The organism is Pseudomonas sp. MHK4 (assembly GCF_054600775.1).
In genome coordinates, this window is the sequence record NZ_BAAIAK010000004.1 from 504,296 (window position 1) to 529,032 (window position 24,737).

Consider the following 24,737-nt stretch of genomic DNA (forward strand, 5'->3'; position numbering starts at 1 on the left):
AAGCCATCGGCGGGTGCCGGGCAAAGGCACGTTGTTGTATGGTTGTGGTCGAATCGATGAACTCAAGTAATTGAAAGGATATCGCCATGCTGGACTGGAAGAACCGCGCCGGTAGCGCGCCTGAACGTGCCGCTGAACCGAAGTCGGCTACCCGCAGTTATCTGGGCGGCCTGTTTTTCAGCCGGGCGCTGGCCACACTGATTGGCATCTACCTGCTGGTGACGATTGCTCTGGGTTGGTACTGGAGCGCGGAACCTGACCTGTTTCCGGTACAGCAGAATGCGCAACTGGCCGCCGAACGGGACGGCAAGCAGATGGTGGTTGGCTACACCACGGTGGAAACCCTCAAGAGCGTCGCCGGTACCCTGCTGAACAAGCCAGGCGGCTACATTTCCAACGACCGCCTGCCGCCGGGCCTGTGGATGGACAACATGCCGAGCTGGGAATACGGCGTGCTGGTGCAGGTGCGCGACCTGAGCCGTGCGCTTCGTAAAGACTTCGCCCGTTCGCAGTCGCAGTCCACCGAAGACGCCGACCTGGCCAAGGCCGAGCCGCGTTTCAACTTCGACAATAAAAGCTGGGTGCTGCCTTCCAGTGAGTCCGAGTTCCAGGAAGGTATCAACTCCCTGACCCGCTATCAGACTCGCCTGTCCGATCCGAACCAGAAGAGCGCGCTGTTCTTTGCCCGTGCCGACAACCTGAACAACTGGCTGGGTGATGTCGGTACCCGCCTGGGTTCGCTGTCGCAACGACTGTCGGCCAGCGTTGGCCGGGTCAAGCTCAATACCGCGCTGAAAACCGAAGTCGTGGCGCCGGGGCAGGTGCCGCAGGTCGACGAAGAAATCGTCGAAACCCCATGGCTGCAGATCGACAATGTGTTCTACGAAGCTCGCGGCCAGGCCTGGGCCTTGTCCCACCTGCTGCGCGCCATCGAAGTGGACTTCGCCGATGTACTGGCCAAGAAGAACGCCACGGTCAGCGTGCGCCAGATCATTCGTGAGCTGGAAGCCTCACAGGAAGCGGTGTGGAGCCCGATGATCCTCAATGGCAGCGGCTTCGGCGTGCTGGCCAACCACTCGCTGGTGATGGCCAACTACATTTCCCGGGCCAACGCCGCCGTGATCGACTTGCGTCAATTGCTGAATCAGGGCTGAGCCATGGCCGATAGCTCCATCGATAGCCAGCGCGAAGCCGCCCATCGGGCGGCCTCGGATGCCGAACAGATCGCCTGGGTCGACGAGCAGGACAATCTGCTCGGCGCCCTGGTCCGTTCCGACCTGCGCGAGCGCGGGCTGATCGGGCGCGGTACCTACATCATGCTGTTCAACTCCGCCGGTGAGCTCTGCGTGCACCGGCGCACCCTGAGCAAGGCGATCTATCCGGGTTATTGGGACGTAGCGGCGGGCGGCATGGTGCTCGCCAGCGAAACCTATGCCGAGTCGGCCGCTCGGGAGCTTGAAGAGGAACTGGGCGTGAGCGGGGTGGAGTTGACCGTGCATGACCACTTTTTCTTCGAGGACACCGGCAATCGCCTCTGGTGTTCGGCGTTTTCGGCGGTGTGGGACGGCCCGCTGGTCCTGCAGCCGGAAGAAGTGCTGGAAGCGCGCTTCATACCCATCGAGCAAGTGCTGCGCGATATCGAGCAAAAGCCTTACTGCCCGGACTCTTTGGCCGCCTTGAAGCGCTATCTCCGGGCCCGCGGCGAAGACGTCGCAAAAGAGGCATAAATTGGCGCCGATTGGCTCTTAGCAATCGGCGTTTTTGCCGTTACACTGCGCGACCTTTTCAAACTGAACCGGTATTGCTGGTTGTTGTAGGAGCGAGCTTGCTCGCGAAAAACGCAAGGGTAACGCGTGCTGCCTGATGCCGCGCATTATCGTTGACGTCCATCGCGAGCAAGCTCGCTCCTACAGAAGGCGTCATCGTTCGTGAGCAATTGCGTTTCAGCAATGTTGTACCGTTTCAGTAGCGCTGCCCCTGCCTGAGTGGGGCTTCGCGGTCGATGGCACCTGCCCAGGTTGCCGCGACCAGTCTTTGTCCTCCCAAGAGGATTGCCGGTGGCCAAAAAAGCCGCATCCTTCGCCGCCCTTGGTGGCCTGGTATTTTCCACCGACGCAGGTCGTCATTGCCCGGAATGCAGTAAACCGGTGGACGCCTGCATCTGCAAACAGACCGTTATCCCGGCCGGAGACGGCATCGCTCGCGTGCGTCGCGAAAGCAAGGGTCGTGGCGGCAAGACGGTGACCACCATCACCGGCGTGCCGTTGGCGGAAGACGCGCTCAAGGAGCTGGCCACGACGTTGAAAAAGCGCTGTGGTACCGGGGGAGCGTTGAAAGACGGGATCATTGAAATCCAGGGTGATCATGTCGAGCTACTCTTGGCTGAACTGATCAAGCACGGTTTCAAGGCGAAGAAGTCCGGCGGCTAGCAGCCTCTGTGAAAACCACCCGCGGCTTGATCCAGACCTGCCCACCTGCAGGCCTGGCGTCGTCACCATGGTTTTCACAGAGCCTGTTCATGACCGGTTTCTAAACTCACTGCGGTCGGCGAGGTCTATCCCTTCGTTGACGAACCGTCATTTTCATTCTTTAGACTGCGCCGGCCTGAATCCAGGCGACGCACTATGACTTCTTTATAGGGGACTTCAATGTCCGTACGACGCACACGCAAAGACGATGGCAGCCAATGGACAGTTGCGGACAGCCGCAGTGTTTACGGGATTCGCCATTGGGGGGCCGGGTATTTCGCGATCAATGACGCCGGTCGCGTCGAAGTTCGTCCCAACGGTCCGAGCAGTTCACCGATCGATCTGTTCGAGCAGGTCGACCAGTTGCGCAAGAGCGGCCTGTCCCTGCCATTGCTGGTACGTTTCCCGGACATCCTGCAAGACCGCGTGCGTCAGTTGACCGGTGCGTTCGACGCCAACATCGAGCGCCTGGAATACCAGAGCAAGTACACCGCGCTGTATCCGATCAAGGTTAACCAGCAAGAAGCGGTGATCGAGAACATCATCGCCACCCAGAACGTCTCCATCGGCCTTGAAGCTGGCTCCAAGCCTGAGCTGCTGGCGGTGCTGGCGCTGGCGCCGAAGGGCGGCACCATCGTCTGCAATGGTTACAAGGACCGCGAGTTCATCCGCCTGGCGTTGATGGGCCAGAAGCTTGGCCACAACGTGTTCATCGTGATCGAGAAAGAATCCGAAGTCGGCCTGGTGATCGAAGAAGCCGCCTCGCTCAAGGTCAAGCCACAGGTTGGCCTGCGGGTGCGCCTGTCGTCCCTGGCGTCGAGCAAGTGGGCTGACACAGGTGGCGAGAAATCCAAGTTCGGCCTGTCGGCGGCGCAATTGCTGTCAGTGGTCGAGCGTTTCCGCGCGGCCGGCCTGGACCAGGGCATTCGCCTGCTGCACTTCCACATGGGTTCGCAGATCGCCAACCTGGCCGACTACCAGCATGGCTTCAAGGAAGCGATCCGTTACTACGGCGAACTGCGCAACCTCGGCCTGCCGGTGGATCACATCGACGTCGGCGGTGGACTGGGCGTGGACTACGACGGTACGCACTCGCGTAACGCCAGCTCGATCAACTACGACATGGACGATTACGCCGGTGTCGTGGTCGGGATGCTCAAGGAGTTCTGCGACGCGCAGAGCCTGCCACACCCGAACATCTTCTCCGAAAGCGGCCGCTCCCTGACCGCCCACCACGCCATGCTGGTGATCCAGGTGACCGACGTCGAGAAGCACAACGACGACGTGCCACAGATCGAGAACAAGGAAGCGCTGCCGGAAACCGTGCAGTGGCTGGTGGACCTGCTGGGCCCGACCGACATCGAGATGGTCACCGAAACCTACTGGCGCGCCACGCACTACATGAGCGACGTGGCCGCCCAGTACGCCGACGGCAAACTGACCCTGGCGGAAAAAGCGCTGGCCGAGCAATGCTACTTCGCCGTGTGCCGTCGCCTGCATAACTCGTTGAAGGCACGTCAGCGTTCCCACCGCCAGGTGCTGGACGAGCTCAACGACAAGCTGGCCGACAAGTACATCTGCAACTTCTCGGTGTTCCAGAGCCTGCCGGACACCTGGGCCATCGACCAGGTTTTGCCGATCATCCCGCTGCACCGCCTCGACGAAGAGCCACTGCGTCGCGCGGTACTGCAAGACCTGACCTGCGACTCCGACGGCAAGATCAACCAGTACGTCGACGAGCAGAGCATCGAGACCAGCCTGCCGGTGCACGCCTTGAACGAGGGCGAGGACTACCTGCTGGGCGTGTTCCTGGTCGGTGCCTACCAGGAAATTCTCGGTGACATGCACAACCTGTTCGGTGACACCGACTCGGTGAACATCTACCAGAATGCGGATGGCAGCATCTATCACGCCGGTATCGAGACCCACGACACCATCGAAGACATGCTGCGTTACGTGCACTTGTCGCCGGAAGAACTGATGACCCACTACCGCGACAAGTGCGCCAGTGCCCGCATCAGTGCCAGCGAGCGCACCCAGTTCCTCGATGCCCTGCGCCTGGGCCTGACCCGTTCGTCTTACCTGTCTTCCTGAGGGTAAGTACCGTTCTCATCAGGTTGTCTGAAAATGTACCGTTTGCTGCGGAAATTTCAGATGACCTGGTGCGACATTTCTCTTTTTTCCAGCGAAATGGACCACGTCTCGGCTATCCAATCTATTTCGTCCTCTTTTCGCGTAGGCCTTTTCCTAAGTTGTATTTCCCCTCTCTACTCGGCCATGTCTCTCGGCGAGAATCCCCGGCTGTCCCTCCTGTAGAGAAAAACCCATGGTCGATCCAGTCAACGAGCCGTCATTTCGTCTGGACGTAGCAGGTCTGTCCAATGCCTTCGAGGTTCTGTCCTTTGCCGGTAGAGAATCCATCAGCGAGCCTTTCGTGTTCGACGTGGACCTGCTGATCGAAGACCCGACGCTCGACCTCGCCAGCTTGCTGTACCGTTCGGCATCCTTGTTTTTCGGGCCGGCGGGAAACGCCATTCATGGACAATTGCATGAACTGGTCCAGCGCGATCACGGCCTGGGGATCAGGCTCTGTCAGGTTCGGCTGGGACCAAAACTCGCCTGTCTTGCCCAGCGCTTCAGCCAGCGCATTTTCAGTGGCCGAACGGTGCCGCAAATTCTTGATCAGGTGCTCAGGGAGCACGGTATTGTCGATCAGGCGCGGCGCTTCGAACTGGCTGGCGAATTCCCGCCCCGGGATTTCTGCACGCAGTACCGGGAATCGGACCTGCAGTTTCTTCAGCGCTTGTGCGCCCAGGAGCACCTGCACTATCACTTTGAACACCGGGCTGACAGGCATTGCGTGGTGTTCGGCGAGGGGCTGGGGCATTTCCAGGTCGCTGAGGGTGCGGTTTTCCGTGCGGCGGGCGGGCAACCGGCAGTGCGGCGTTTCGAGTTCAAGCGCTGCAGCGATGGCGCGGTGCAGCGCGTTGAGGGTGACACTGACCTGACAACGCTGCGCAGCGGCCAGTTCATGCCGCTGTCCGGCCATCCGGTTGGGGAATGGAACCGGCCGTGGCTGTTGACCCATATCGAGCATCAAGGCGCCCAGGGTGCGACCCAGACCTACAGCAACAAGGTGCGGGCGGAGCACTGGGTATTGCCTTTTGAAACGCCTCATGTGGCGATGAAGCCAAGGATGCACGGCCTGCAACGGGCATGGGTGGTCGATGTTGATGAGCCGCAACCTGATCCATCCAGGCCAGTTGCAGTGCAATTTGACTGGCTTTATCAAGGCGAAGGCGCAGCGCCGAGCCACTGCTGGTTGCCATTGGCTGCGCCATTGAAGGTTGCGAGCAGCGCGCGGTTGGCGCAAGGCACGGAGGTGGTGGTGAGCTTCACCGAAGGGGACCCGGACCAACCGTTGATTACAGGGTTTCTGCACGGCGGCCCCGCCGCTGTCGAAGCAGTCGAGGCGCAGGATGAGGTGGCCGTCGCCACGGGTGTCGACGATTGCTCGCTCGACGGTGTGCCGCAGTGGCTTAGTTCGGGCGAGCCGCTGATGTTGCTGTGCCTGCTGCCCGGTGGCGGCAGTTTCAATCATTGCGCTCAGGCGCTCTGCATCTGCCGCACGACGACGCGCCTTGGCCAGAGCGGTGCGGCATGACTGCGGTACAGGCGCCGGATGCGAGCCCGCAATGGTTGTTACTGGACATGCCAGGCGCGCCGCAGGCGGGTGTGCCCCTGAAAGACACCTTTGCCCATGCCCGTCGGTTTCGGTTGTTCGAAGACACGGAGTGGCAGGCTTTGCAGGAGCTGGGTCCGGTACTCATCGATCTGCGGACCTGTCCGGCCCTGGCCGATCTGTATTGCGTCGACGGGCAGCGCTGGCGCGGATTGCTGATGTTCTGTGAAGCCCCGGCGTCGACATTGCTGGCGCATTTGCGGCGCATGCTCACTGTCTCGTTCAACGTGAATCACCGGGCCTTGCTGAGTTACTACAACCCGAACACCGCCAGTTATTTTTTTGATGCCTGCGATGCCGAGGAGCTCAGTCGCTGGTTGGGGCCGATCAGCCAGTTGCGCTGGTTCGGCGGCACCTGGGCGGATCGCGCGCTTGGCTGTCAGGGCTGGCAGCAGTTGCTCAACCCGGGGCTGGCCGTACGCCCTCTGGCGGTCGAGGAAGATCTCAGCCCATGGCAGAGGGAAAAACTGCAGACCTGCCTGCTCGAACACCATGCCTTGCGCTGGAATCGATCAACGGGGGCTGATTTCACGCGTCTGTGGAGCCATCTGGAAGAGGGGCTGGCATTGGGATTCAGCGAACGCCCGGTGCTCGATGGCTGGATGTGGCTGCGCTTGCAATATCCCGACGCCTTGCCGGTGTGGCCATTATCGGGCGCTAGCCAGCAAGAGCGCCTCGAAAGCCTGCGCAATCTATGGCAGAACGACTCACCCTGAGCTGGCGCTGTAAACGACGCCGGTTCAGTGCGCACGGGCGAACCAGCCATCGTTGCGGCGCAGGCGCCAGGCAATCAAACCCAGCGTCAGGCTGCGCAGCAGCATGAACAGCACAAAGGTTATCCACAAACCATGGTTGCCATATCCCTGCAGCGCACAGGCGAGCGGTACCAGCAACGCCACCGTCAACAGCATGCCGTTGCGCATTTCCCTGGCGCGGGTGGCGCCGATGAACAGCCCGTCGAGCAGGTAGCTCCAGACCGCGATTAGCGGCAGCACAGCCAGGTACGGCAGGTACAGGAACGCGGTGTCGCGCACGCTGGTGATGTCGGTCTGCATCTGGATGAACAGGTGTCCGGCAAACAAGAACAAGCCGGCAAAACCCAGGCTCGCCAACAATGACCAGCCGCAGGCCACCACCAGGGAGCGGCGCAGGGCATCGCGGTCGCGCGCGCCGATGGCGTGTCCGCACAGGGCTTCCACAGCATGGGCCAGGCCGTCGAGCGCGTGTGCGGTCAGCAGCAAGCCGTTGAGCAGCAGGGCATTGGCGGCAACGGTCGCATCGCCCAGCCGGGCGCCTTGCACGGTGATCAGGAAAAACACAGATTGCAGCGCCAGGCTGCGGATGAAAATGTCGCGGTTGACTGCCAGCAGCGGTCGCCAACTCCGCCAGAGCGCCAGTCCGGCCCAGACGATATGCCCGGGATAGGCGCGCAGGGCCTGGCGGGTCAGCAACAGGCCGATCAGCGCGCCGATCCACTCGGCGATAACCGAAGCCCTGGCCGCACCCACCACTCCCCATTCCAGGCCAAGGACAAACCACAGGTTCAGGGCAATGTTGACCAGGTTGGTCGTCAGCAGGATCACCAGCGGCGCACGGGCGTTCTGCGTGCCCAGGAACCAGCCGACCAGCGCATAACTGGCCAGTGCCGCTGGCAGGCCGAACAACCGCGTGTGGAAAAACTCGCGGGTCATCTGGTCGAGTTCCGCCGACGGTTGCATGAAGTGCAGCGCCACCCCGCTCAATGGAACACCCAAGGCACCCAGGACCACCGCCAGCCCCAGGGCCAGCAGCAGGCCCTGCAACAGAATCTGCCGCAGCGCCGCGCCATCCCCGCGCCCCGCAGCCTGGGCGGCAAAACCGGTGGAGCCCATGCGCAGAAAACCCATGGCCCAGGCGAGGAAGGTATAGAGGCTGGCCCCGACCGCCACGGCCCCGAGCTGATGGGCATGGGGCAAGTGGCCAATGACGGTGCTGTCGACCAGCGCCACCAGCGGTACGGAAATGTTCGAGAGAATCATCGGCGCAGCCAGCGCCCAGACCCGACGATGGGTTGGACGGTCGCGCCAGTCGGCGATCAGGTTGGACATGCAGGCTCCTTGGGGAGCGGGCATTGTAGCGACCCCTGCAGAATCTGCAGCGATCCATTGCCGGGGTCAGTGCATGATCCAGCTGAGCAGCCACAACCCCAGCATCAACCAGATGATCCCCATGATGATCGAGGCGTTCATGAACGCGCGGATCGCCGACCATAACAGCACCAACCCGAGGATCAGGGTAACGATGCTGATGATCGAGGTGTCCATGCCCAGCGCCTCGGACAAGCCTTCGACAAAATGGCTGCTGGCGCGACTCACCAGTTGGAACAGACCGCTGAGGGCGTCAACGATGAAACGGATGGCTGTCCCCAGGATCTGGCCAAGCCATTCGAAAAAACCTTCTACCTGCATGGAATGAACGTCCTGTCTTCTGTAGGAGCTGGCTTGCCAGCGAATTTTCACAGGCGCCACGAAGCTCGCCATCGAATGATTATGGAGCAAAGACCGACAACGCTGCCAGGCACTTGCCTTCCCCCGTCATCCCCCCGAAGCTATACGCCTTCAGGAGAGCCCGATGAACCTTGTTGAACTGACCGAACGCCTGCACGCCATCCGTGATCGCAATGACTGGCGGCAATTTCACAGCCCGAAAAACCTGGCCATGGCCGCGAGTGTCGAAATGTCCGAGCTGGTGGAGATTTTCCAGTGGCTGAGCGAAGACCAGTCACGGCAGCTGCCAGCGGACACGCTGGCCCATGCCGGGCAGGAAATCGGCGATATCGTGCTCTATCTGTTATTGCTCTGCGGCGAACTGGGCCTGGACATGAATGACGTTGTGCGCAGCAAGCTGGCGGACAGCGAGCGGAGGTTCGGCTGATGAGTGACCGTCATTTCGATCAACTGGCGACACGCTTCGCCGAAAAAATCTACGGCGGCGCCAAAGGCGCGATTCGTCTGGCGGTACTGCAGGCCGATCTGGCCGAGGCCCTGCCGGATCGGCCGCTGCGGGTTCTGGATATCGGCGCTGGCCTTGGCCACATGTCGTTGTGGCTGGCCCAGCGTGGCCACCAGGTGACTTTGGCCGAACCCGCCGAACCCATGCTCGAAGGCGCCCGCAAACGCTTTGCCGACGCGGGTCAGACTGCCACATTCATCCAGGCGCCCTGGCAGGAACTGCTCGGCCAGCTCACCGAACCCTACGACCTGGTGCTGTGTCATGCCGTGCTGGAATGGCTGGCCGAGCCGCACGCCATCCTGCCCGTGCTGCATCAGCTGACCAAGGCCGACGGCTGGCTATCCCTGGCCTTCTACAACCGTGACGCGCTGATTTACCGCAACTTGCTCAAGGGCCATTTCCGCAAGATGCGCAAGAACGACATGGCCGGCGAAAAGCAGAGCCTGACCCCGCAACAGCCATTGGACCCACGGGAGTTGGCGGCGCAACTTGAGGGCCTGTGGCAGGTCGAAAGCCAGAGTGGCGTGCGGGTTTTTCACGATTACATGCCGGTGGAATTCCAGGCCCGCGCCGAACTGGTGGACCTGCTCGAAATGGAGTTGGCCCACCGTCGCCATCCAGCCTTTGCCGGGCTTGGACGTTATTTGCACTGGATCTGTCGGCCGGTCTGATCGGAGCTCGAAATGAAAAGTTGTTCAGGGTTGCTGTTGATCTGCCTGGGCCTCGCTGCCTGCGAGGGCAGCAATCCGTACGTGGCAAGTTCCAGACCCCTGCCGCCGGCACCGCCTCAGGCGGCCACTACCTTTGATCGCAGCGCCTACCCGGCGCCACCGCGGGACTACGGGCGTTATCGCAGCTGGGCATGGCTCAATGGGCAACTGCCGCCGGGCACCACCTGGGCGGATTCGGCGCAGGTCGCCGAAGCCGTCAGCAACGCGCTGGACCAGCGCGGCCTGCGGCCCCTGCATGACAATCGGCCGGCGGACCTGTTCGTCAGCGCAGACCTGCGCCTGGAAACCCGCTTGCGTCAGGTCCAGGACGATTACGGTTACTTCGGCGGTTACGGCGGCTACAACCGCTATGGTTATGGCCCGGGCTACGGCATGTATGGCAGCACGCCGATTGTGCGGACTTATCAGGAACAGGTGGTGGTGGTTCACGTCGACCTGTTCGACGCGCAAAACGGTGAACCGGTGTGGAGTGCCAGCGCCGAAACCAGCAACCGGGGGAGCGAGGGCGAGCGGGTCGATGCCATACGGGAGGCTGTGGAAAAGGCAATGTCGGCGTATCCTCCCAGTTAGCTTCCTGTAGTCAAGAAGCATTTCGCAGGTTCATGTCTTCTACCGGAGAATCATCATGTTCCGCCGTCTTTTTATACTGGCAGTGGCCTTGCTGCTCAGTGCCTGCGCCGCCAACCAGGTCAATCATGACTTCGATGCGAGCCGTGATTTTGCCGCGTATCACAGCTGGAGCTGGAAAGAACCCGCGCTGCAATACCGTCCCGATGACCCCAGGATCAAGAGCGACCTGACCGAACAGCGCGTGCGCGAATCGGTAGTGGACCAGCTCGACCAGCGTGGCCTGCGCCAGGCAGGCGCCGGCGCAAAAGGGGATTTGAACGTGCAGACCTACCTGATTGTCGAGGATCGCCAGCAGCAGGTAACGACCAACTACGGCGGCGGTTGGGGTAATCCCTGGTACGGCTACTATGGCGCGCCGATGTACAACGAAACCCGCCTGGTGTCCTACAAGGTTGCGACGATCCAGATCGACCTGCTCGACGGCAAGGACGGCAAGCTGGTGTGGCGCGGCAGTGACGAGCAAATCCTCAGCCGCACCCCCAACCCGACGGACCGCAGCACTGCGATACACGAAACGGTTACGCGGATCCTGGCCAACTATCCACCCCACCGATAAGCGCAACCCTGCAGGCGCTGAATCACCCACTGTAGGAGCTGGCTTGCCAGCGAAGACGGCCTTGAATATTGCGTTGGACTTTTGGGCCCCTTCCCTGGCAAGCCAGCTCCTACAAAGGGTGCGCCGACATCTATCGCCAATCGTCTGACCCAGGATGTCGAGGCACCGGCCGTGGGGCTCGTGACCGGTGGTCGGCACGTGCTGGGTGTATTTTTCGGCGCCGGCCTGGCCAGTGTGAGTGGGTTGCTGCTGGCGCCAAGAGTCTGGCTTCATATCAGTCAAGGGCTTAGAAATCGCCTGCGTCATTTGGAGTCCGGTCTGTCAAAGAAACAACTCTTTGCCCCCATCTCGTTGGTGGGACGGTTGCTGTTATTTTCCTGGCTCGGCTAGTCATCCGTTTTTGTACAGCGGCGAAAGAGCGACTACTTTCATACAGAGGTTGTACAGCCTCAGGCTGTCAGTAATGGGACGGTCAGTCCTTGGCCTTGCAGGGAGTTGCACGTGAACAAGCGTACTTCGGCAGTAAAAGTCCTTGTGGTCGACGATCAGCCCTTGATCGTTGAAGAGCTCTGCGAATTTCTTGAGAACAGCGGCTACCGTTGCGTTCCCTGTAAATCCAGCCATCAGGCGATCGAACGTTTCACACAAGACACGGACATCGGCCTGGTGCTCTGCGATTTGCACATGCCGGGCCTGGACGGCATCCAAATGGTTCAGGAGCTGCAACGCCTGTCCGGCAAACACCGGGCCTTCGAGGTGATCATGCTCACCGGGCAGGCGGACAAGCAGGATGTGATCAAGGCGTTGCGCGCCGGCGTTGCAGATTACTACCAAAAGCCGATTGATCTGGGTGAATTGCTCGAAGGCGTGCAGCGCCAGGAAGTGGCACTGCAGGAACGGCACAAGGCGTTGCAGTTGGGGCATCTGAATCAGAAACTGCAATACCTGTCCGAGTCGCTTGATGATTTGTACCAGGACCTAGACAGGGTCCGGCGCACACCGTTGTCGCCGGGAGCCGATGATGGCTCTGCTAGCGGTACAGAACGGGCCGAGATTCCGGCCATTTTCAATCAGCTGTCGCCGCGCCAGCTCGACGTGGCACGGTTGGTAGGCAAGGGGCAGACCAATTATCAGATTGCCTGCGAGTTGGGCATTACCGAGAACACGGTGAAGTTGTACGTATCGCAGGTGCTGCGGTTGACCCATATGCATAACCGCACGCAGCTGGCGTTGGCGTTGACGCCGAACAACTCGGGGCTGCGCCATCGGGTGACGGCGCAGTGATCACCGCTCTGCGTCTGTGCCACTGACCGCCGACCTTAATCTGACGGATGTACTGGCTCCCCTGTGGGAGCGGGCTTGCTCGCGAAGACGGCCTGACAGCCCTGTTCAGACTACTTGGTGCATAATCCCCCACCTCAAAAACACTCCACGAAGCCGCCCACCGCACCCTCGATCACTACCTCAACCTGCCCAAGACACCCGCCGTGCGCAAACCCAGCACGATGTTCGTCATCTCTCCCGATATCGATATCGAAACCCTGCTGGTTCACCCCTGCGAATCGCTTGTGTCGGCGAGTGTCATGGCCAGCGATTTCGCGGCGTTTCTGGACGGGTCGCAACGCAACACGCTACAGGGGATTGCACAGGTGATCATGCTGGGTGAACTGGCGGTGAATAAGGGACTGGAAAACCTCGACCCGCAGCAGTAGCACTAACTCCTGGAGCTGCCGCAGGCTGCGGCTCCTGCAAGACCCAAAATTTCCTCCCGTGTCCCGGTCAAAGAACTCGATAAACACCTTCGTATTAATGCGTTCTTACAGTTGTTTAGCGGGAGAATGCCGACAATGCTGATGCTGGCTTAGGGAAATCATGTTGCGCCCGTGCAACACTCGGTGTCCCACAGGTAGTAGTGGTGGTCAAGGCGTCGGTAACTTGCTAATGCACAAGGCGGGTTCTAATGTCAGCGCTTAATCCTTTCCAGGTCTTGCTTATGAACGTTCCCGCACTGCCGCGCCAACAACTGCTCCTGGTCGATGACGAGGAGGATGCGTTGCTTGAGTTGGCGGAGTTGCTGGAGGGTGAGGGTTTCAATTGTTTCACCGCGACCTCGGTCAAGCTTGCGCTGCAGCATCTGACACGCCATCCGGATATCGCGCTGGTCATCACCGACCTGCGCATGCCGGAGGAGAGTGGCATATCGTTGATCAAGCGCTTGCGCGAGCATACGGCGCGCCAGCATTTGCCGGTGATCGTGATGTCCGGGCATGCAGAGATGGAGGATGTCAGTGACATGTTGCGGTTGCAGGTGCTGGACCTGTTTCGCAAGCCGATCTATCACGTGCGCTTACTGGAGACGTTGAACAACCTGTTCCCGCAGCCGTTGGTGGCGTTGGCCAATCGCTGAAGCCTATTCTGCGGCGGGCCTTGTAGGAGCCCGGCTTGCCGGCGAAGGCGTCCCAAAGACCGATGCAATGATCAAGGATGCCTTCGCCGGCAAGCCGGCTCCTACAAGGTGTATGTCATCCGATTCGCGTCAGGCTATGGGCCGCCAATGGCCCACCATGTGCTCCAGGTCGGCGGCGTTCCCGAGCAATTGCAGATCCCCACTGGAGCCGGCGGCGCTGGCCAGCAATGTCACCTCGCTGGGCAGGCGCACCGGCTTCTTGAATTGCATCGCGATCTCGATATTCGCCGCCGGCAGATGCTCGGCAAGGGCGGCCAAAGTGCGGGCCTTGATCCATAGACCATGGGCAATCGCCGAAGGAAAGCCGAACATTCTGGCGCTGAGCGCACTCAGGTGAATCGGGTTGTAGTCGCCAGAAACTTTGGCGTATCGCCGGCCAATGTCCGCGGGCGCTTTCCATTGGGCGACTTGCGTCAGGGGCAGCGTCGAGGCCAGGGCCTCTTCGACGGGCTCGCCCTCAAGCTTCACCCCTCGACAAAGCATCTGGCTTTGCGCCTCCCAGAGCGGTCCCAATTGATCATCCAGCGTCGTTACCAGATCGAACGTCGCCCCCTTCGCATGGGGCTGCAGGTTCTCCACGCACACGCTGGCCCGCACCCGATGGACCCCGCCCATGGGCCGCAGCACACGAATGCGATTGCTCAGGTGAATAAGCCCCAGCAGTGGGAACGGAAAATCCCGGGCGGTGAGCAATTGCATCTGCAGGGCGAACGCGAGGATGTGTGGATAGGTGGGGGGCAGCAGTCCGTTGTCGGCGAAGGCGCAAACCTTGCGATAGGCCGCCAGGCGCTGCGGATCGACATCGAGCCAGCAGCGCAAACCCGAATCGGGCAGGGTGGTGCCAGTGATTTTGCGCCGCGTCGCCGCATGCACGTACAGCTTCGTCAGGCTGGGTTCGCGATGGAGTGTGTGCCAGTCGATGATCATGCCTAGGCCCCCAGAACACTTTGCCCGCACACCCGCAACGCCTGGCCGGTGAACGCGCCTGTGCCCGGCTGCGCCAGCCAGGCCACTGCTTCGGCGACGTCTTGCGGCAGGCCGCCCTGGCCCAACGAGCTCATGCGTCGTCCTGCTTCGCGCAGGCCGAATGGAATGTGTGCGGTCATCTGGGTTTCGATAAAACCCGGCGCCACGGCATTGATGCTGATGCCGCGCTCATGCAACAGCGGCGCCCAGGCCTGTGCCAGGCCAATCAGCCCGGCCTTGCTCGCCGCATAGTTGGTTTGCCCGCGATTGCCGGCGATGCCGCTGATCGACGCCAGCAGGATCACCCGGCCATTGTCGCGCAGAGTGCCGCTGTCGAGCAGGGCCCTGGTCAGCACTTGCGGGGCGTTGAGATTGACGGCGAGTACCGCGTCCCAGAATTCCGGGGTCATGTTGGCCAGGGTTTTATCCCGGGTGATGCCTGCGTTGTGTACCACGATGTCGATGCCGTCGGGCAACTGTTCGACCAGTTCCGTGGCGGCGTTCTCGGCGCAGATATCGAGGGTGATGCCACGTCCACCGAGGCGGGCGGCGAGGGCGTCGAGGTCGGTCCTGGCCGGGGGAACGTCGAGCAGGATGACCTCGGCGCCGTCACGGGCCAGGGTTTCGGCGATGGCGGCGCCGATGCCGCGCGCCGCGCCGGTGACCAGTGCCTTGCGGCCGGCCAGCGGGCGTGTCCAGTCCATCACCTGGGTGTCGCAGGCATTCAGGTTGATGACTTGCCCGGACACAAAGGCGCTTTTCGGCGAGAGGAAAAACCGCAGCGGTCCTTCCAGTTGATCCTCGGCACCTTCGCCGACGTGGATCAGTTGCAGGGTACCACCGCTGCGCAGTTCCTTGGCCAGCGAGCGACTGAAGCCTTCCAGGGCGCGCTGGGTACTGGCGGCGAACGGGTCGCTCAAGGTCTGCGGGTCGCGTCCCAGAATCACCAGGTGTGCACTGTGGTCGAGATTTTTCATCAGCGGCTGAAAGAACTCGCGCAGTTGCTTGAGCTGATCGACCTGCACCAGATCACTGGCATCGAATACCACGGCCTTGAGTTTCGGACCGTGGCCGGGAATCCACGCGGTCGCCATCGAGGGCTCGGTGCCGTAGGTGTAGATCGCGTCCGTCAGGCGGTTGGCGAAGGCGTTGACCTTGGTCGCCAGTGGTCCACCGCCAATCAGCAAGGCGCCTTCGACAGGGCGCAACCGGCCCGCTTGCCAGCGTTCCAGGCGTACCGGCGAAGGCAGGCCCAAGGCCCCGACCAGACGATGGCCGATGGACGAATTGGCGAAGTCGATATAGCGGTCGGACATGGAACGCGCTCCAGCAGATGAGGTTCAAAGTGTGGACCATGAATGGCAATCAGTCGTTCGATTTGCCAGATACGGCCTACGCTTGCGAGTAATGGCCTTCACAGAATAGGAAGCTTTTCATGACTCAGCTGCGTCGCGTCGCGATCATTGGTGGTAACCGGATACCCTTCGCTCGCTCCAACGGACCGTATTCCACCGCCAGTAACCAGGCCATGCTCACGGCTGCGCTCGAAGGCCTGATCGAACGCTACAACCTGCATGGGCTGCGCCTTGGCGAAGTGGTGACCGGGGCTGTGCTCAAGTTGCCACGGGACATGGCCCTGACACGCGAGTGCGTGCTCGGTTCGCGGCTGTCGCCCGCTACCCCGGCCTACGACATCCAGCAGGCTTGCGGTACAGGGCTGGAAGCGGCGCTGCTGGTGGCCAATAAAATTGCCTTGGGCCAGATCGATTGCGGCATTGCCGGTGGCGTCGATACCACCTCGGACGCGCCGATCAGTGTCAACGAAGGGTTGCGCAAGATTTTGCTGCAGGCCTATCGCGCCAGCACCACCGCGGAAAAACTCAAACCCTTCCTGCAGCTACGCCCAAGGCACCTGATTCCCGAGTTCCCGCGCAATGGCGAGCCGCGCACCGGTATGTCCATGGGCGAGCATTGCGAGTTGATGGCGCAGGCCTGGAACATTCCCCGTGAAGAGCAGGATCAGCTGACGCTGCTGAGCCATCAGAATCTGGATGCGTCCTACGCCGAAGGTTGGCAAAACGATTTGATGACGCCGTTTCTTGGCCTTACGCGCGACAACAATTTGCGCCCGGACCTGACCCTGGAAAAGCTCGCCTCGCTCAAGACCGTTTTCGAAAAAAGCGCCAAAGGTACCCTGACCGCCGGCAACTCCACGCCGCTGACCGATGGCGCATCGTTGGTGCTGCTGGGTAGTGAGGCCTGGGCGAAGGAACGGGGTCTGCCGATTCTCGCCTACTTGCGTGATGGCGAAACCGCCGCAGTGGATTTTGTCCATGGCGCCGAAGGCCTGCTGATGGCGCCGGTGTATGCCGTGCCGCGCCTGCTGGCGCGCAATGGCCTGACCCTGCAGGACTTCGATTACTACGAGATCCACGAAGCCTTCGCCGCCCAGGTGCTCTGCACCTTGAAGGCCTGGGAAGACCCTGAGTATTGCAAAAGCCGCCTGGGCCTCGAAGCACCGCTGGGTTCCATCGACCGCAGCAAGCTCAATGTCAAAGGCAGCTCTCTGGCGGCCGGGCACCCGTTTGCGGCCACCGGTGGGCGAATCCTCGCCAATATGGCCAAGTTGCTTGATGCGGCGGGGAAGGGGCGTGGCCTTATCTCAATTTGCGCCGCAGGCGGTCAGGGCGTAACCGCCATCATCGAACGTTAACGATACCTGTAGGAGCTGGCTTGCCAGCGAAGGCGGTGTGTCAGCCAAAAAGATGTTGAATGTGCCGGCCTCTTCGCTGGCAAGCCAGCTCCTACAGAGATGTTCGGTGTTGAATAGATCCGAGGCATGGCCTAACGTCGCCCCATCAGCCGTCTCGCAACACAAGGCCAGGTTATGCCGACTAACGGACAGGTTTCCCTTGAACGCAGCATCCCGCCCCTCATCACGCTGCCGCGCCCGCTGTATGCCCGAGTGGAAAGCCTCAATGCCGGGTCGTGGACGCCGTCCCATCGTCACGACTGGGTGCAGTTTTCCTATGCCATCAGTGGCGTGCTCGGTGTGCATACCGCCGAGGGCAGTTTCTTCGCGCCGCCGCAGTGGGCAATCTGGATTCCGGCGGACCTTGATCACCAGGTCGTCACCTCGATGCGCGCCGAGATGCGCAGCCTGTATGTGCGTCGCGAGGATTGCCAGTGGGCGGACGGGCGCTGCCGGGTGCTGGAAGTGACACCGCTGGCCCGGGAACTGATCAAGAGTTTTTGCCAACTCCCCGTGGAATATCCCCAGGGCGACAGCCCGCAAGCACGGCTGGTGAATGTGTTGCTGGATCAGTTGGCGACGTTGCCGGAAGTCGGGTTTTCCCTGCCGTTGCCGCGCCATGAACGGTTGCTGGGATTGTGCAACGAGCTGATCGAAAATCCCGAGTGTAACGTGACCCTGAACCAATGGGCCGAACGCCTGGGCACGTCGGAGAAAACCCTGATGCGTTTGTTCCAGCGTGAAACCGGGTTGAGTTTTCGCGGCTGGCGCCAGCGTATGCGCTTGCTGTCGTCGTTGAGTCTGCTGGAGGAGGGGGGCAGCGTGACCAATGCCGCGCTGGCCTGTGGGTATGACTCGACGTCGGCGTTTATTGCGGCGTTCAAGGGCCTGTTCGGGTTTACCCCCGGCGAGTTGTTTCGCCAGTGATGGCCCCTCGCTGGCAAGCCAGCTCTTTGTAGGAGCTGGCTTGCCAGCGAATGACCGCGCAGCGGTCACCGGTCAGGTACGGAACCTTCGCACCAACCCATCCAGCTCATTCGACAACCCGGCCAGGCTCTGGGAATCCAGGCGCGCCGAGTTTGCCAGCTCTGCCACCAACTGCGCATCGCCATGGATCTGGCTGATGTGCCGGTTGATGTCTTCGGCCACTTGGTGCTGTTGTTCCGCCGCCGTGGCAATCTGGGTGTTCATGTCGCGGATCACGTCCACCGACTCGCGGATTTGCCCGAAACTGCTGCGCGCTTCGCCGATGCGCGTCACCGATTGCTGGGACACCTCCAGGCTCGCATGCATCTGCTGGGTGACCTGGCTGGTGCGCTTGGCCAGGTTGCCCAGCAGCCCGTCGATTTCTGCCGTGGAGTCGGCCGTGCGCTTGGCCAGCGCCCGCACTTCATCGGCCACCACCGCAAAACCGCGGCCCTGCTCACCGGCCCGCGCCGCTTCGATGGCGGCGTTCAGCGCCAGCAGGTTGGTCTGCTCGGCGATCGAACGAATGGTCCCCAGGATCGACTGGATATCATTGCTGTCGCGTTCCAGCTGTTGCATCGACTGGGCCGACTGTTCGATTTCCTGGCTCAGGCGATCGACGCTGTTGACGGCCGCGTCAATCTGTTGCTGACCTTCGCGAGCCTGGCGCTGGCCGCTGTCGGCGGACTCGGCCGCCTGACTGCAGGAGCGCGCCACTTCGTTGGCGGTGGCGACCATTTCGTGGAATGCCGTGGACACCATGTCCACCGCTTCGCGCTGGCGTCCGGCGGCTTCAGCCATGTCGCCGGAGACCTGGGTCGAGCTTTTGGAGGTGGCCAGGATCTTGGTCGCGGCACCACCAATGCTCTGGATCAGATTGCGAATCGCGGTCAGGAACTGGTTGAACCAGTTGGCCAGTTGCGCGGTTTCATCACTGCCACGGATTTGCAGATTCTTGGTCAGGTCGCCTTCGCCCTGGGCAATGCCTTCCAGACCGTCGGCCACACTGCGGATCGGCCGCACGATAACGCTGGCGAAACTGGCGCCGACGATGGCAAAGATCAAGGCCAGTACCGCAGCGATGATGGCGATCAACCAGGTCAGTTGGGTCGCGGTGCTCATCACGTCGCTCTGCTTGATCAGGCCGATGAAGGTCCAGCCCAGTTGCTCGGATGGCCAGACGTTGGCCATGTAGCGTTCCCCGTTGAGTTCGACTTCGACCAGGCCTTTGCCGGCCTTGGCCAATTGCGCGTAACCCTCGCCGAGGCTATTCAAGGCCTTGAAGTTGTGTTCCGGTTGCTTCGGATCGACCAGCACGGTGCCGGTGTTTTCCAGCAGCATCAGATAGCCGCTTTCGCCCAGCTTGATCTGTTTGACCAGTTCGGTGAGCTGCTTGAGCGACACGTCGATGCTGACCACACCGCCGTTGGTGCCCAGCTTGTTGTCGATGGTGCGAACGGTGCTGACGTAGGACGTATCGTTTTCGGCCCAGTAATAGGCCTCGGTACGGAACGGCTTGCCCGGTTTCGCCTGCGCCGCCTTGTACCACGGGCGCTGGCGCGGGTCGTAGTTGGCCAGCTTGGCGTCGTCCGGCCACGACACATAACCACCGGCGGCGGTGCCGAGGATGGCGTAGGCGTAGGACGGGTGGGCGTTGCCCAGGTCCTGCAGGAAGCCAAAGACTTTTTTGTCCATCTCGCCCTGGGGAATGCTGGCGGCGTTGGCGTTCATGTAGGTCTTGAGGTTGTCGTCGGAGTTGGTGATCAGCGGTTGTTTGGCCAGATACTCGACGTTCTGGCTGATACCGTCGAAGAACAGTTGCATGGCGTTGCTGACCTGACGGATTTCGCGACCACTGCTGTCGACGAAACCGTCCCTGGCATCACTGCGCAAGTTCAGCACGACGAGGGTGGCGACCAGTACCACCGGCAAGCAGGCGATGATTGCAAACGCCCAGGTCAGTTTCTGTTTGATGTTCATCCGCGCTCCAGATTTTCTTGTAGGCCCACGCAGTGCAGATGACTCGCGGTTTATTGGCAGCCGTAAACGTTGTCGATCAACCCGGGTCCGTGAGTGCGGTATCGTTATTGTCAGGGAAACGATTGTCGGACAAATCACTTTGTCACTAAGGACTTCGGCTGCTGCCTCCGGAAATTGAGGGCTGTTCGGAAAAATCCCGCGAACGGTAGTGTCGAGGTGTCGGTTTCTGTCACAAATGACCTTGTGGCCCCCGGACTACAAGCGCTTCAGGCTCGACTATGATCCAGAAGGCTGGAGATGGACCGCAGGTTTTTGCGAGGAAATCGGTACATTGTGTGCATCTGCAAGGTTCATAGGTCGGCACCCCCTCCCCCGAATGGATGGATTGCCGTATAACGAATGACTTTCGCGTGTTTGGTAATAAAGGACCCACAATAAAAGCTGATGAAGACTCCAAAACGCATTGAACCCCTGATCGAGGACGGTCTGGTCGACGAAGTGCTGCGCCCACTCATGAGTGGTAAAGAAGCAGCTGTTTATGTGGTGCGCTGCGGCAACCAGTTACGTTGCGCGAAGGTCTACAAGGAGGCGAATAAACGCAGTTTCCGGCAGGCGGCCGAGTATCAGGAAGGCCGCAAGGTGCGCAACAGCCGACAGGCCCGGGCCATGGCCAAGGGCTCCAAGTTTGGCCGCAAGGAAACCGAAGACGCTTGGCAGAACGCTGAAGTGGCGGCGCTGTTCCGCCTGGCCAACGCCGGTGTGCGAGTGCCCAAGCCGTTCGACTTCCTCGAAGGCGTGCTGCTCATGGAGTTGGTGGCCGACGAGTACGGTGATGCGGCACCGCGTCTGAACGACGTGGTACTGGAACCGGACCAGGCGCGTGAGTACCACGCGTTCCTGATCTCGCAGATCGTGCTGATGCTGTGTACCGGCCTGGTGCACGGTGACCTGTCCGAGTTCAACGTGCTGTTGACCCCGACCGGTCCCGTGATCATCGACTTGCCGCAAGCCGTTGACGCGGCGGGCAACAACCACGCGTTCAGCATGCTGGAGCGGGACGTCGGCAACATGGCGTCCTATTTCGGACGGTTTGCGCCAGAGTTGAAAAAGACCCGGTATGCCAAGGAAATGTGGGCCTTGTACGAGGCGGGCACTTTGCATCCCGCCAGCGTCCTGACCGGCGAGTTCGACGAACCGGAAGAACTGGCCGATGTGGGCGGCATCATGCGCGAGATCGAGGCCGCGCGCCTGGATGAAGAGCGCAAGCAAGCCGCCCGTGCGGCTGACGATGCGCCCGCCAAGCCAGCCGAAGAACCGCCTCCGCCCTGGATGCAGTGATCGGCTGAAGAAAAACCCGGCTTCGGCCGGGTTTTTTGTGGGTGAAGGGATTCAATGTTTATGGCGCCCGACGCACCGCCTTGGCGAGCAAGCCCGCACACACATTCGATCTGCACTGGACACAGAATTTGTGTTCGGCGACGGTCCAATGTGGGAGCGGGCTTGCTCGCGAAGGCGTTAGCACAGTCAAAATCATTGCCAGACGGGATCTGCGTTAGCACAACACCCCGACTCAAGACTCTTGAGAATCGGACAATCAGGTCGATGATCCCCCTGGCAATGCTCGACCAGATCCTGCAACGTATCGCGCAACTGCCCCAGCTCACGGATCTTCTGGTTCAGTTCATCGATATGCTGGCGCGCCAATGCCTTCACATCGGCACTGGCACGCTGGCGGTCCTGCCAGAGGGTCAGCAACTTGCCGACTTCTTCCAGGGAAAACCCCAGGTCCCGCGAGCGTTTGATGAACGCCAGCGTGTGCAAGTCGTCAGCGCCGTACACCCGGTAGCCGCTGTCGGTGCGATGCGCCGCCTTGAGCAGGCCGATGGACTCGTAGTAGCGGATCATCTTTGCGCTCAGGCCGCTGTGGCGGGCCGCTTGGCCGATATTCATCGATTGTCCTCCAGGTCCTCGGGTTTCCAGGTTTTCAACAGTAGCGCATTGCTCACCACGCTGACGCTCGACAACGCCATGGCCGCGCCGGCCAGCACCGGGTTGAGGAAGCCAAAGGCGGCCAATGGAATGCCGATCAAGTTATAGACGAAGGCCCAGAACAGGTTCTGCCGGATCTTCGCGTAGGTTTTACGGCTGATCTCCAGCGCCGCCGGCACCCGCCGCGGATCGCCATGCATCAAGGTAATGCCGGCCGCATGCATGGCCACATCGGTGCCGCCGCCCATGGCGATGCCGATATCGGCCGCGGCCAGCGCTGGCGCGTCATTGATGCCATCGCCGACCATCGCCACCACGCCGGTTTTCTTCAATGCCGCGACTGTGGCGGCTTTGTCCGCAGGCAGCACCTCAGCGTACACATCCTGGATGCCCAGCGCCTTGGCGACCACGTTGGCGCTGCCTCTGTTGTCACCGGTCAGCAGGTGACTGCTGATGTTGCGCGCGCGCAGTTGCTGCACCGCTTGCAGCGCCCCAGGCTTGAGCGTGTCACCGAAGGCGAACAGGCCCAGCACTCTTGGCTCGGGGTTTTGCTCGATCAGCCAGGACAAGGTCCGGCCTTCGGTTTCCCACGCGCTTGCCGAACTCGCCAGAACGCCAGCGTCCAGGCCACTTTCTTCCAGCAGGCGCCGATTTCCCAGTGCCAGGCGCCGATCCTCAAGGGTGCCGGCAATGCCTCGACCAGTCAGGGATTGACTGTCGGTGACGTCGGTCACGGTCAGGCCGCGCTCGGCGCAGGCATCCAGCACCGCCTTGGCCAGCGGATGCTCGCTGCCGCGTTGCAGGGCGCCGGCCCTTTGCAGCAGGCGGGCTTCGTCGCCATCGAGGGCGCTCAAATGGGCAATACGTGGGGTGCCTGAGGTCAGCGTGCCAGTCTTGTCGAACACCACGGCGCTGACTTCATGGGCACGCTCCAGCGCCTGGGCATCCTTGATCAGAATGCCGTAGCGCGCCGCGACCCCGGTGCCGGCCATGATCGCCGTTGGCGTGGCCAGGCCCAGGGCACAAGGGCAGGCGATCACCAGCACCGCCACGGCATTGATCAAAGCGCTCTCCAGCGGGGCGCCATACAGCCACCAGCCGACCAAGGTCGCCAACGCCAGCAGCAAGACCACCGGGACGAACACCTGGCTGACTCGGTCCACCAGTTTCTGAATCGGCGCTTTCGCCGCCTGGGCGTCCTCCACCAGGCGAATGATTCGCGCCAGCACGGTTTCCGCGCCAAGGGCCTGGGTGCGAACCAGCAACCGGCCCTCGCCATTGATCGCACCGCCCGTGACCTTGTCGCCGGGTTGCTTGGGCACCGGCAGGCTTTCGCCGCTGATCAATGCTTCGTCGGCATGGCTCTGGCCGTCGACCACTTCGCCGTCCACCGGGAAGCGTTCCCCTGGCTTGATCATGACCAGGTCATCGAGACGCAGGGCGCTGATCGCCACCTCCTGCTCACGACCATCGATCACCTGGATCGCCCGCTCCGGGCGCAGTGCCTCCAGGGCGCGAATGGCGCTGGCGGTCTGGCGTTTGGCGCGGCTTTCCAGGTATTTGCCCAATAGCACCAGGGCAATCACCACGGCCGAGGCTTCGAAATACAGGTGCGGCATGCGCCCGGCGGCGGTGGCCCATTCGTAGACGCTCAAGCCATAACCGGCGCTGGTGCCCAGCGCAACCAGCAGGTCCATGTTGCCGGCCCCGGCACGCACGGCTTTCCAGGCGGCCACATAAAAGCGCGCGCCGAAGATGAACTGCACCGGCGTGGCCAAGGCGAATTGCGCCCAGGCCGGGAGCATCCAGTGCACGCCGAACGGTTGCAGCAACATCGGCAATACCAGAGGCAAGGCGAGGGCAATGGCTGCGATCAAGGCCCAGCGCTCGCGGTGCAGTCGGGTTTGTTGGGTGTCGATGTGCGGCTGATCGTCATGCCAGACGCTAGCGGTGTAACCCGCCTTGCTCACGGCAGCGATCAAGGTTTGCGGATCAACCGCTCCGAGTAGTTCCAGATGGGCGCGTTCATTGGCCAGGTTGACGCTGACGCTCTTGACCCCCGGCACTTTGTTCAACGCCCGCTCCACCCGGCCGACGCAGGAGGCGCAAGTCATGCCGTCGATGCTCAATTCCAGGCGCTGCCGGGGCACGCTGTAGCCGGCCTTTTCCACCGCGTCCATCAAGGCCGGCAGGCTGTCGAGCGGCGCTTGAACCCGCGCCTGCTCGGTGGCCAGGTTGACGCTGACGGCACTGGCGCCCATGACTTTGCTCAAGGCGCGCTCGACACGCCCGGCGCAGCTGGCGCAGGTCATGCCGGCAATCGGCAGATCGAAAGTAGTGGATTCGGACATCGGTCACGCTCCCTGTAGAAGATGCCTACAGGATCAACCTTGCCATGCTGGCAAGGTCAAGCGCAAAGATCGATGGGTGACCCGGGACCTGTAGGAGCCGGCTTGCCGGCGAAGGCGATCTTGAGGACGCCTTCGCCGCCAAGCCGGC

22 protein-coding genes and 2 pseudogenes are annotated in these 24,737 nt (G+C 61.6%); 16 read left to right on the forward strand and 8 right to left on the reverse strand.

What is annotated here, in order from left to right:
* Positions 1–86: 86 nt before the first annotated feature.
* From ACYP2Q_RS14145 to ACYP2Q_RS14170, 6 genes are all read left to right on the forward strand, one after another.
* A complete protein-coding gene (locus ACYP2Q_RS14145) occupies positions 87–1,154 on the forward strand; it encodes a DUF2333 family protein (RefSeq protein ID WP_401314076.1) in 1,068 nt (355 codons plus the stop codon).
* Positions 1,155–1,157: 3 nt separating this feature from the next.
* Entirely contained in the window at positions 1,158–1,727 is a 570-nt protein-coding gene (locus ACYP2Q_RS14150) for an NUDIX hydrolase (RefSeq protein ID WP_459731019.1), read from the forward strand.
* 330 nt (positions 1,728–2,057) lie between these two features.
* Positions 2,058–2,429 carry a translation initiation factor Sui1 gene (locus tag ACYP2Q_RS14155; protein WP_007914613.1) on the forward strand — a complete coding sequence of 124 codons (372 nt, stop codon included), beginning with the start codon at positions 2,058–2,060 and terminating at the stop codon, positions 2,427–2,429.
* A gap of 219 nt (positions 2,430–2,648) precedes the next feature.
* Positions 2,649–4,562, forward strand: coding sequence for an arginine decarboxylase (gene speA / locus ACYP2Q_RS14160; protein ID WP_077185337.1), 1,914 nt, complete (start codon positions 2,649–2,651; stop codon positions 4,560–4,562).
* A 232-nt stretch (positions 4,563–4,794) separates the two neighbouring features.
* Positions 4,795–6,132 carry a contractile injection system protein, VgrG/Pvc8 family gene (locus ACYP2Q_RS14165; protein WP_459731020.1) on the forward strand — a complete coding sequence of 446 codons (1,338 nt, stop codon included), beginning with the start codon at positions 4,795–4,797 and terminating at the stop codon, positions 6,130–6,132.
* Positions 6,129–6,926 carry a DUF4123 domain-containing protein gene (locus ACYP2Q_RS14170; protein ID WP_459731021.1) on the forward strand — a complete coding sequence of 266 codons (798 nt, stop codon included), beginning with the start codon at positions 6,129–6,131 and terminating at the stop codon, positions 6,924–6,926. The genes ACYP2Q_RS14165 and ACYP2Q_RS14170 overlap by 4 nt, the downstream gene beginning before the upstream one ends.
* A 24-nt stretch (positions 6,927–6,950) precedes the next feature.
* Here ACYP2Q_RS14170 and ACYP2Q_RS14175 read toward each other — a convergent pair whose 3' ends face one another.
* On the reverse strand, positions 6,951–8,297 hold the full coding sequence (locus ACYP2Q_RS14175) for an MATE family efflux transporter (protein ID WP_459731022.1): 1,347 nt from the start codon (positions 8,295–8,297) through the stop codon (positions 6,951–6,953).
* A gap of 66 nt (positions 8,298–8,363) precedes the next feature.
* Positions 8,364–8,657 carry a hypothetical protein gene (locus ACYP2Q_RS14180; protein WP_274077475.1) on the reverse strand — a complete coding sequence of 98 codons (294 nt, stop codon included), beginning with the start codon at positions 8,655–8,657 and terminating at the stop codon, positions 8,364–8,366.
* A gap of 163 nt (positions 8,658–8,820) precedes the next feature.
* On the opposite strand from ACYP2Q_RS14180, the gene ACYP2Q_RS14185 reads away from it, so the two are divergent.
* From ACYP2Q_RS14185 to ACYP2Q_RS14215, 7 genes and pseudogenes are all read left to right on the forward strand, one after another.
* The gene (locus ACYP2Q_RS14185) at positions 8,821–9,123 is read left to right on the forward strand and encodes a MazG-like family protein (RefSeq protein WP_459731024.1); all 303 of its coding nucleotides are present in this window, start codon (positions 8,821–8,823) and stop codon (positions 9,121–9,123) included.
* Complete coding sequence (locus ACYP2Q_RS14190) at positions 9,123–9,872, forward strand: methyltransferase domain-containing protein (RefSeq protein ID WP_459731025.1); 750 nt, start codon at positions 9,123–9,125, stop codon at positions 9,870–9,872. Before ACYP2Q_RS14185 ends, ACYP2Q_RS14190 begins: the two co-directional genes overlap by 1 nt.
* A 12-nt stretch (positions 9,873–9,884) precedes the next feature.
* Entirely contained in the window at positions 9,885–10,502 is a 618-nt protein-coding gene (locus tag ACYP2Q_RS14195; protein WP_459731026.1) for a DUF4136 domain-containing protein, read from the forward strand.
* 55 nt (positions 10,503–10,557) lie between these two features.
* On the forward strand, positions 10,558–11,118 hold the full coding sequence (locus ACYP2Q_RS14200; RefSeq protein WP_459731027.1) for a DUF4136 domain-containing protein: 561 nt from the start codon (positions 10,558–10,560) through the stop codon (positions 11,116–11,118).
* 501 nt (positions 11,119–11,619) lie between these two features.
* A complete protein-coding gene (locus tag ACYP2Q_RS14205) occupies positions 11,620–12,402 on the forward strand; it encodes a response regulator transcription factor (RefSeq protein WP_459731029.1) in 783 nt (260 codons plus the stop codon).
* A gap of 125 nt (positions 12,403–12,527) precedes the next feature.
* A pseudogene (locus ACYP2Q_RS14210) lies at positions 12,528–12,830 on the forward strand (DUF6124 family protein); the annotation flags it as partial.
* A gap of 281 nt (positions 12,831–13,111) precedes the next feature.
* Positions 13,112–13,525: a response regulator gene (locus ACYP2Q_RS14215; RefSeq protein ID WP_459731030.1), complete on the forward strand. Its 414-nt coding sequence runs from the start codon at positions 13,112–13,114 to the stop codon at positions 13,523–13,525.
* 129 nt (positions 13,526–13,654) lie between these two features.
* Here ACYP2Q_RS14215 and ACYP2Q_RS14220 read toward each other — a convergent pair whose 3' ends face one another.
* Positions 13,655–14,512 (reverse strand): MaoC family dehydratase, encoded by an 858-nt coding sequence (locus tag ACYP2Q_RS14220; RefSeq protein WP_459731031.1) that lies wholly within the window; start codon positions 14,510–14,512, stop codon positions 13,655–13,657.
* Positions 14,513–14,514: 2 nt separating this feature from the next.
* Positions 14,515–15,867 carry a 3-oxoacyl-ACP reductase gene (locus tag ACYP2Q_RS14225; RefSeq protein WP_459731032.1) on the reverse strand — a complete coding sequence of 451 codons (1,353 nt, stop codon included), beginning with the start codon at positions 15,865–15,867 and terminating at the stop codon, positions 14,515–14,517.
* A 119-nt stretch (positions 15,868–15,986) separates the two neighbouring features.
* On the opposite strand from ACYP2Q_RS14225, the gene ACYP2Q_RS14230 reads away from it, so the two are divergent.
* Positions 15,987–17,264 (forward strand): acetyl-CoA C-acetyltransferase, encoded by a 1,278-nt coding sequence (locus ACYP2Q_RS14230; protein ID WP_459731033.1) that lies wholly within the window; start codon positions 15,987–15,989, stop codon positions 17,262–17,264.
* 174 nt (positions 17,265–17,438) lie between these two features.
* Complete coding sequence (locus tag ACYP2Q_RS14235) at positions 17,439–18,230, forward strand: AraC family transcriptional regulator (RefSeq protein ID WP_459731034.1); 792 nt, start codon at positions 17,439–17,441, stop codon at positions 18,228–18,230.
* Positions 18,231–18,302: 72 nt separating this feature from the next.
* Here the strand turns inward: ACYP2Q_RS14235 and ACYP2Q_RS14240 are convergent, their stop codons facing one another.
* Together ACYP2Q_RS14240 and ACYP2Q_RS14245 are read right to left on the reverse strand one after the other, a co-directional pair.
* Positions 18,303–19,070, reverse strand: coding sequence for a methyl-accepting chemotaxis protein (locus ACYP2Q_RS14240; RefSeq protein WP_371920820.1), 768 nt, complete (start codon positions 19,068–19,070; stop codon positions 18,303–18,305).
* A gap of 90 nt (positions 19,071–19,160) precedes the next feature.
* Positions 19,161–20,249, reverse strand: a pseudogene (locus tag ACYP2Q_RS14245) (cache domain-containing protein); the annotation flags it as partial.
* A gap of 444 nt (positions 20,250–20,693) precedes the next feature.
* Here ACYP2Q_RS14245 and ACYP2Q_RS14250 point away from each other — a divergent pair.
* The gene (locus ACYP2Q_RS14250; protein WP_046819663.1) at positions 20,694–21,587 is read left to right on the forward strand and encodes a PA4780 family RIO1-like protein kinase; all 894 of its coding nucleotides are present in this window, start codon (positions 20,694–20,696) and stop codon (positions 21,585–21,587) included.
* A gap of 192 nt (positions 21,588–21,779) precedes the next feature.
* Here the strand turns inward: ACYP2Q_RS14250 and cueR are convergent, their stop codons facing one another.
* Together cueR and ACYP2Q_RS14260 are read right to left on the reverse strand one after the other, a co-directional pair.
* Positions 21,780–22,199 (reverse strand): Cu(I)-responsive transcriptional regulator, encoded by a 420-nt coding sequence (gene cueR, locus ACYP2Q_RS14255; RefSeq protein ID WP_459731035.1) that lies wholly within the window; start codon positions 22,197–22,199, stop codon positions 21,780–21,782.
* Positions 22,196–24,589, reverse strand: coding sequence for a heavy metal translocating P-type ATPase (locus tag ACYP2Q_RS14260; RefSeq protein WP_459731036.1), 2,394 nt, complete (start codon positions 24,587–24,589; stop codon positions 22,196–22,198). Before ACYP2Q_RS14260 ends, cueR begins: the two co-directional genes overlap by 4 nt.
* Positions 24,590–24,737: the final 148 nt, after the last annotated feature.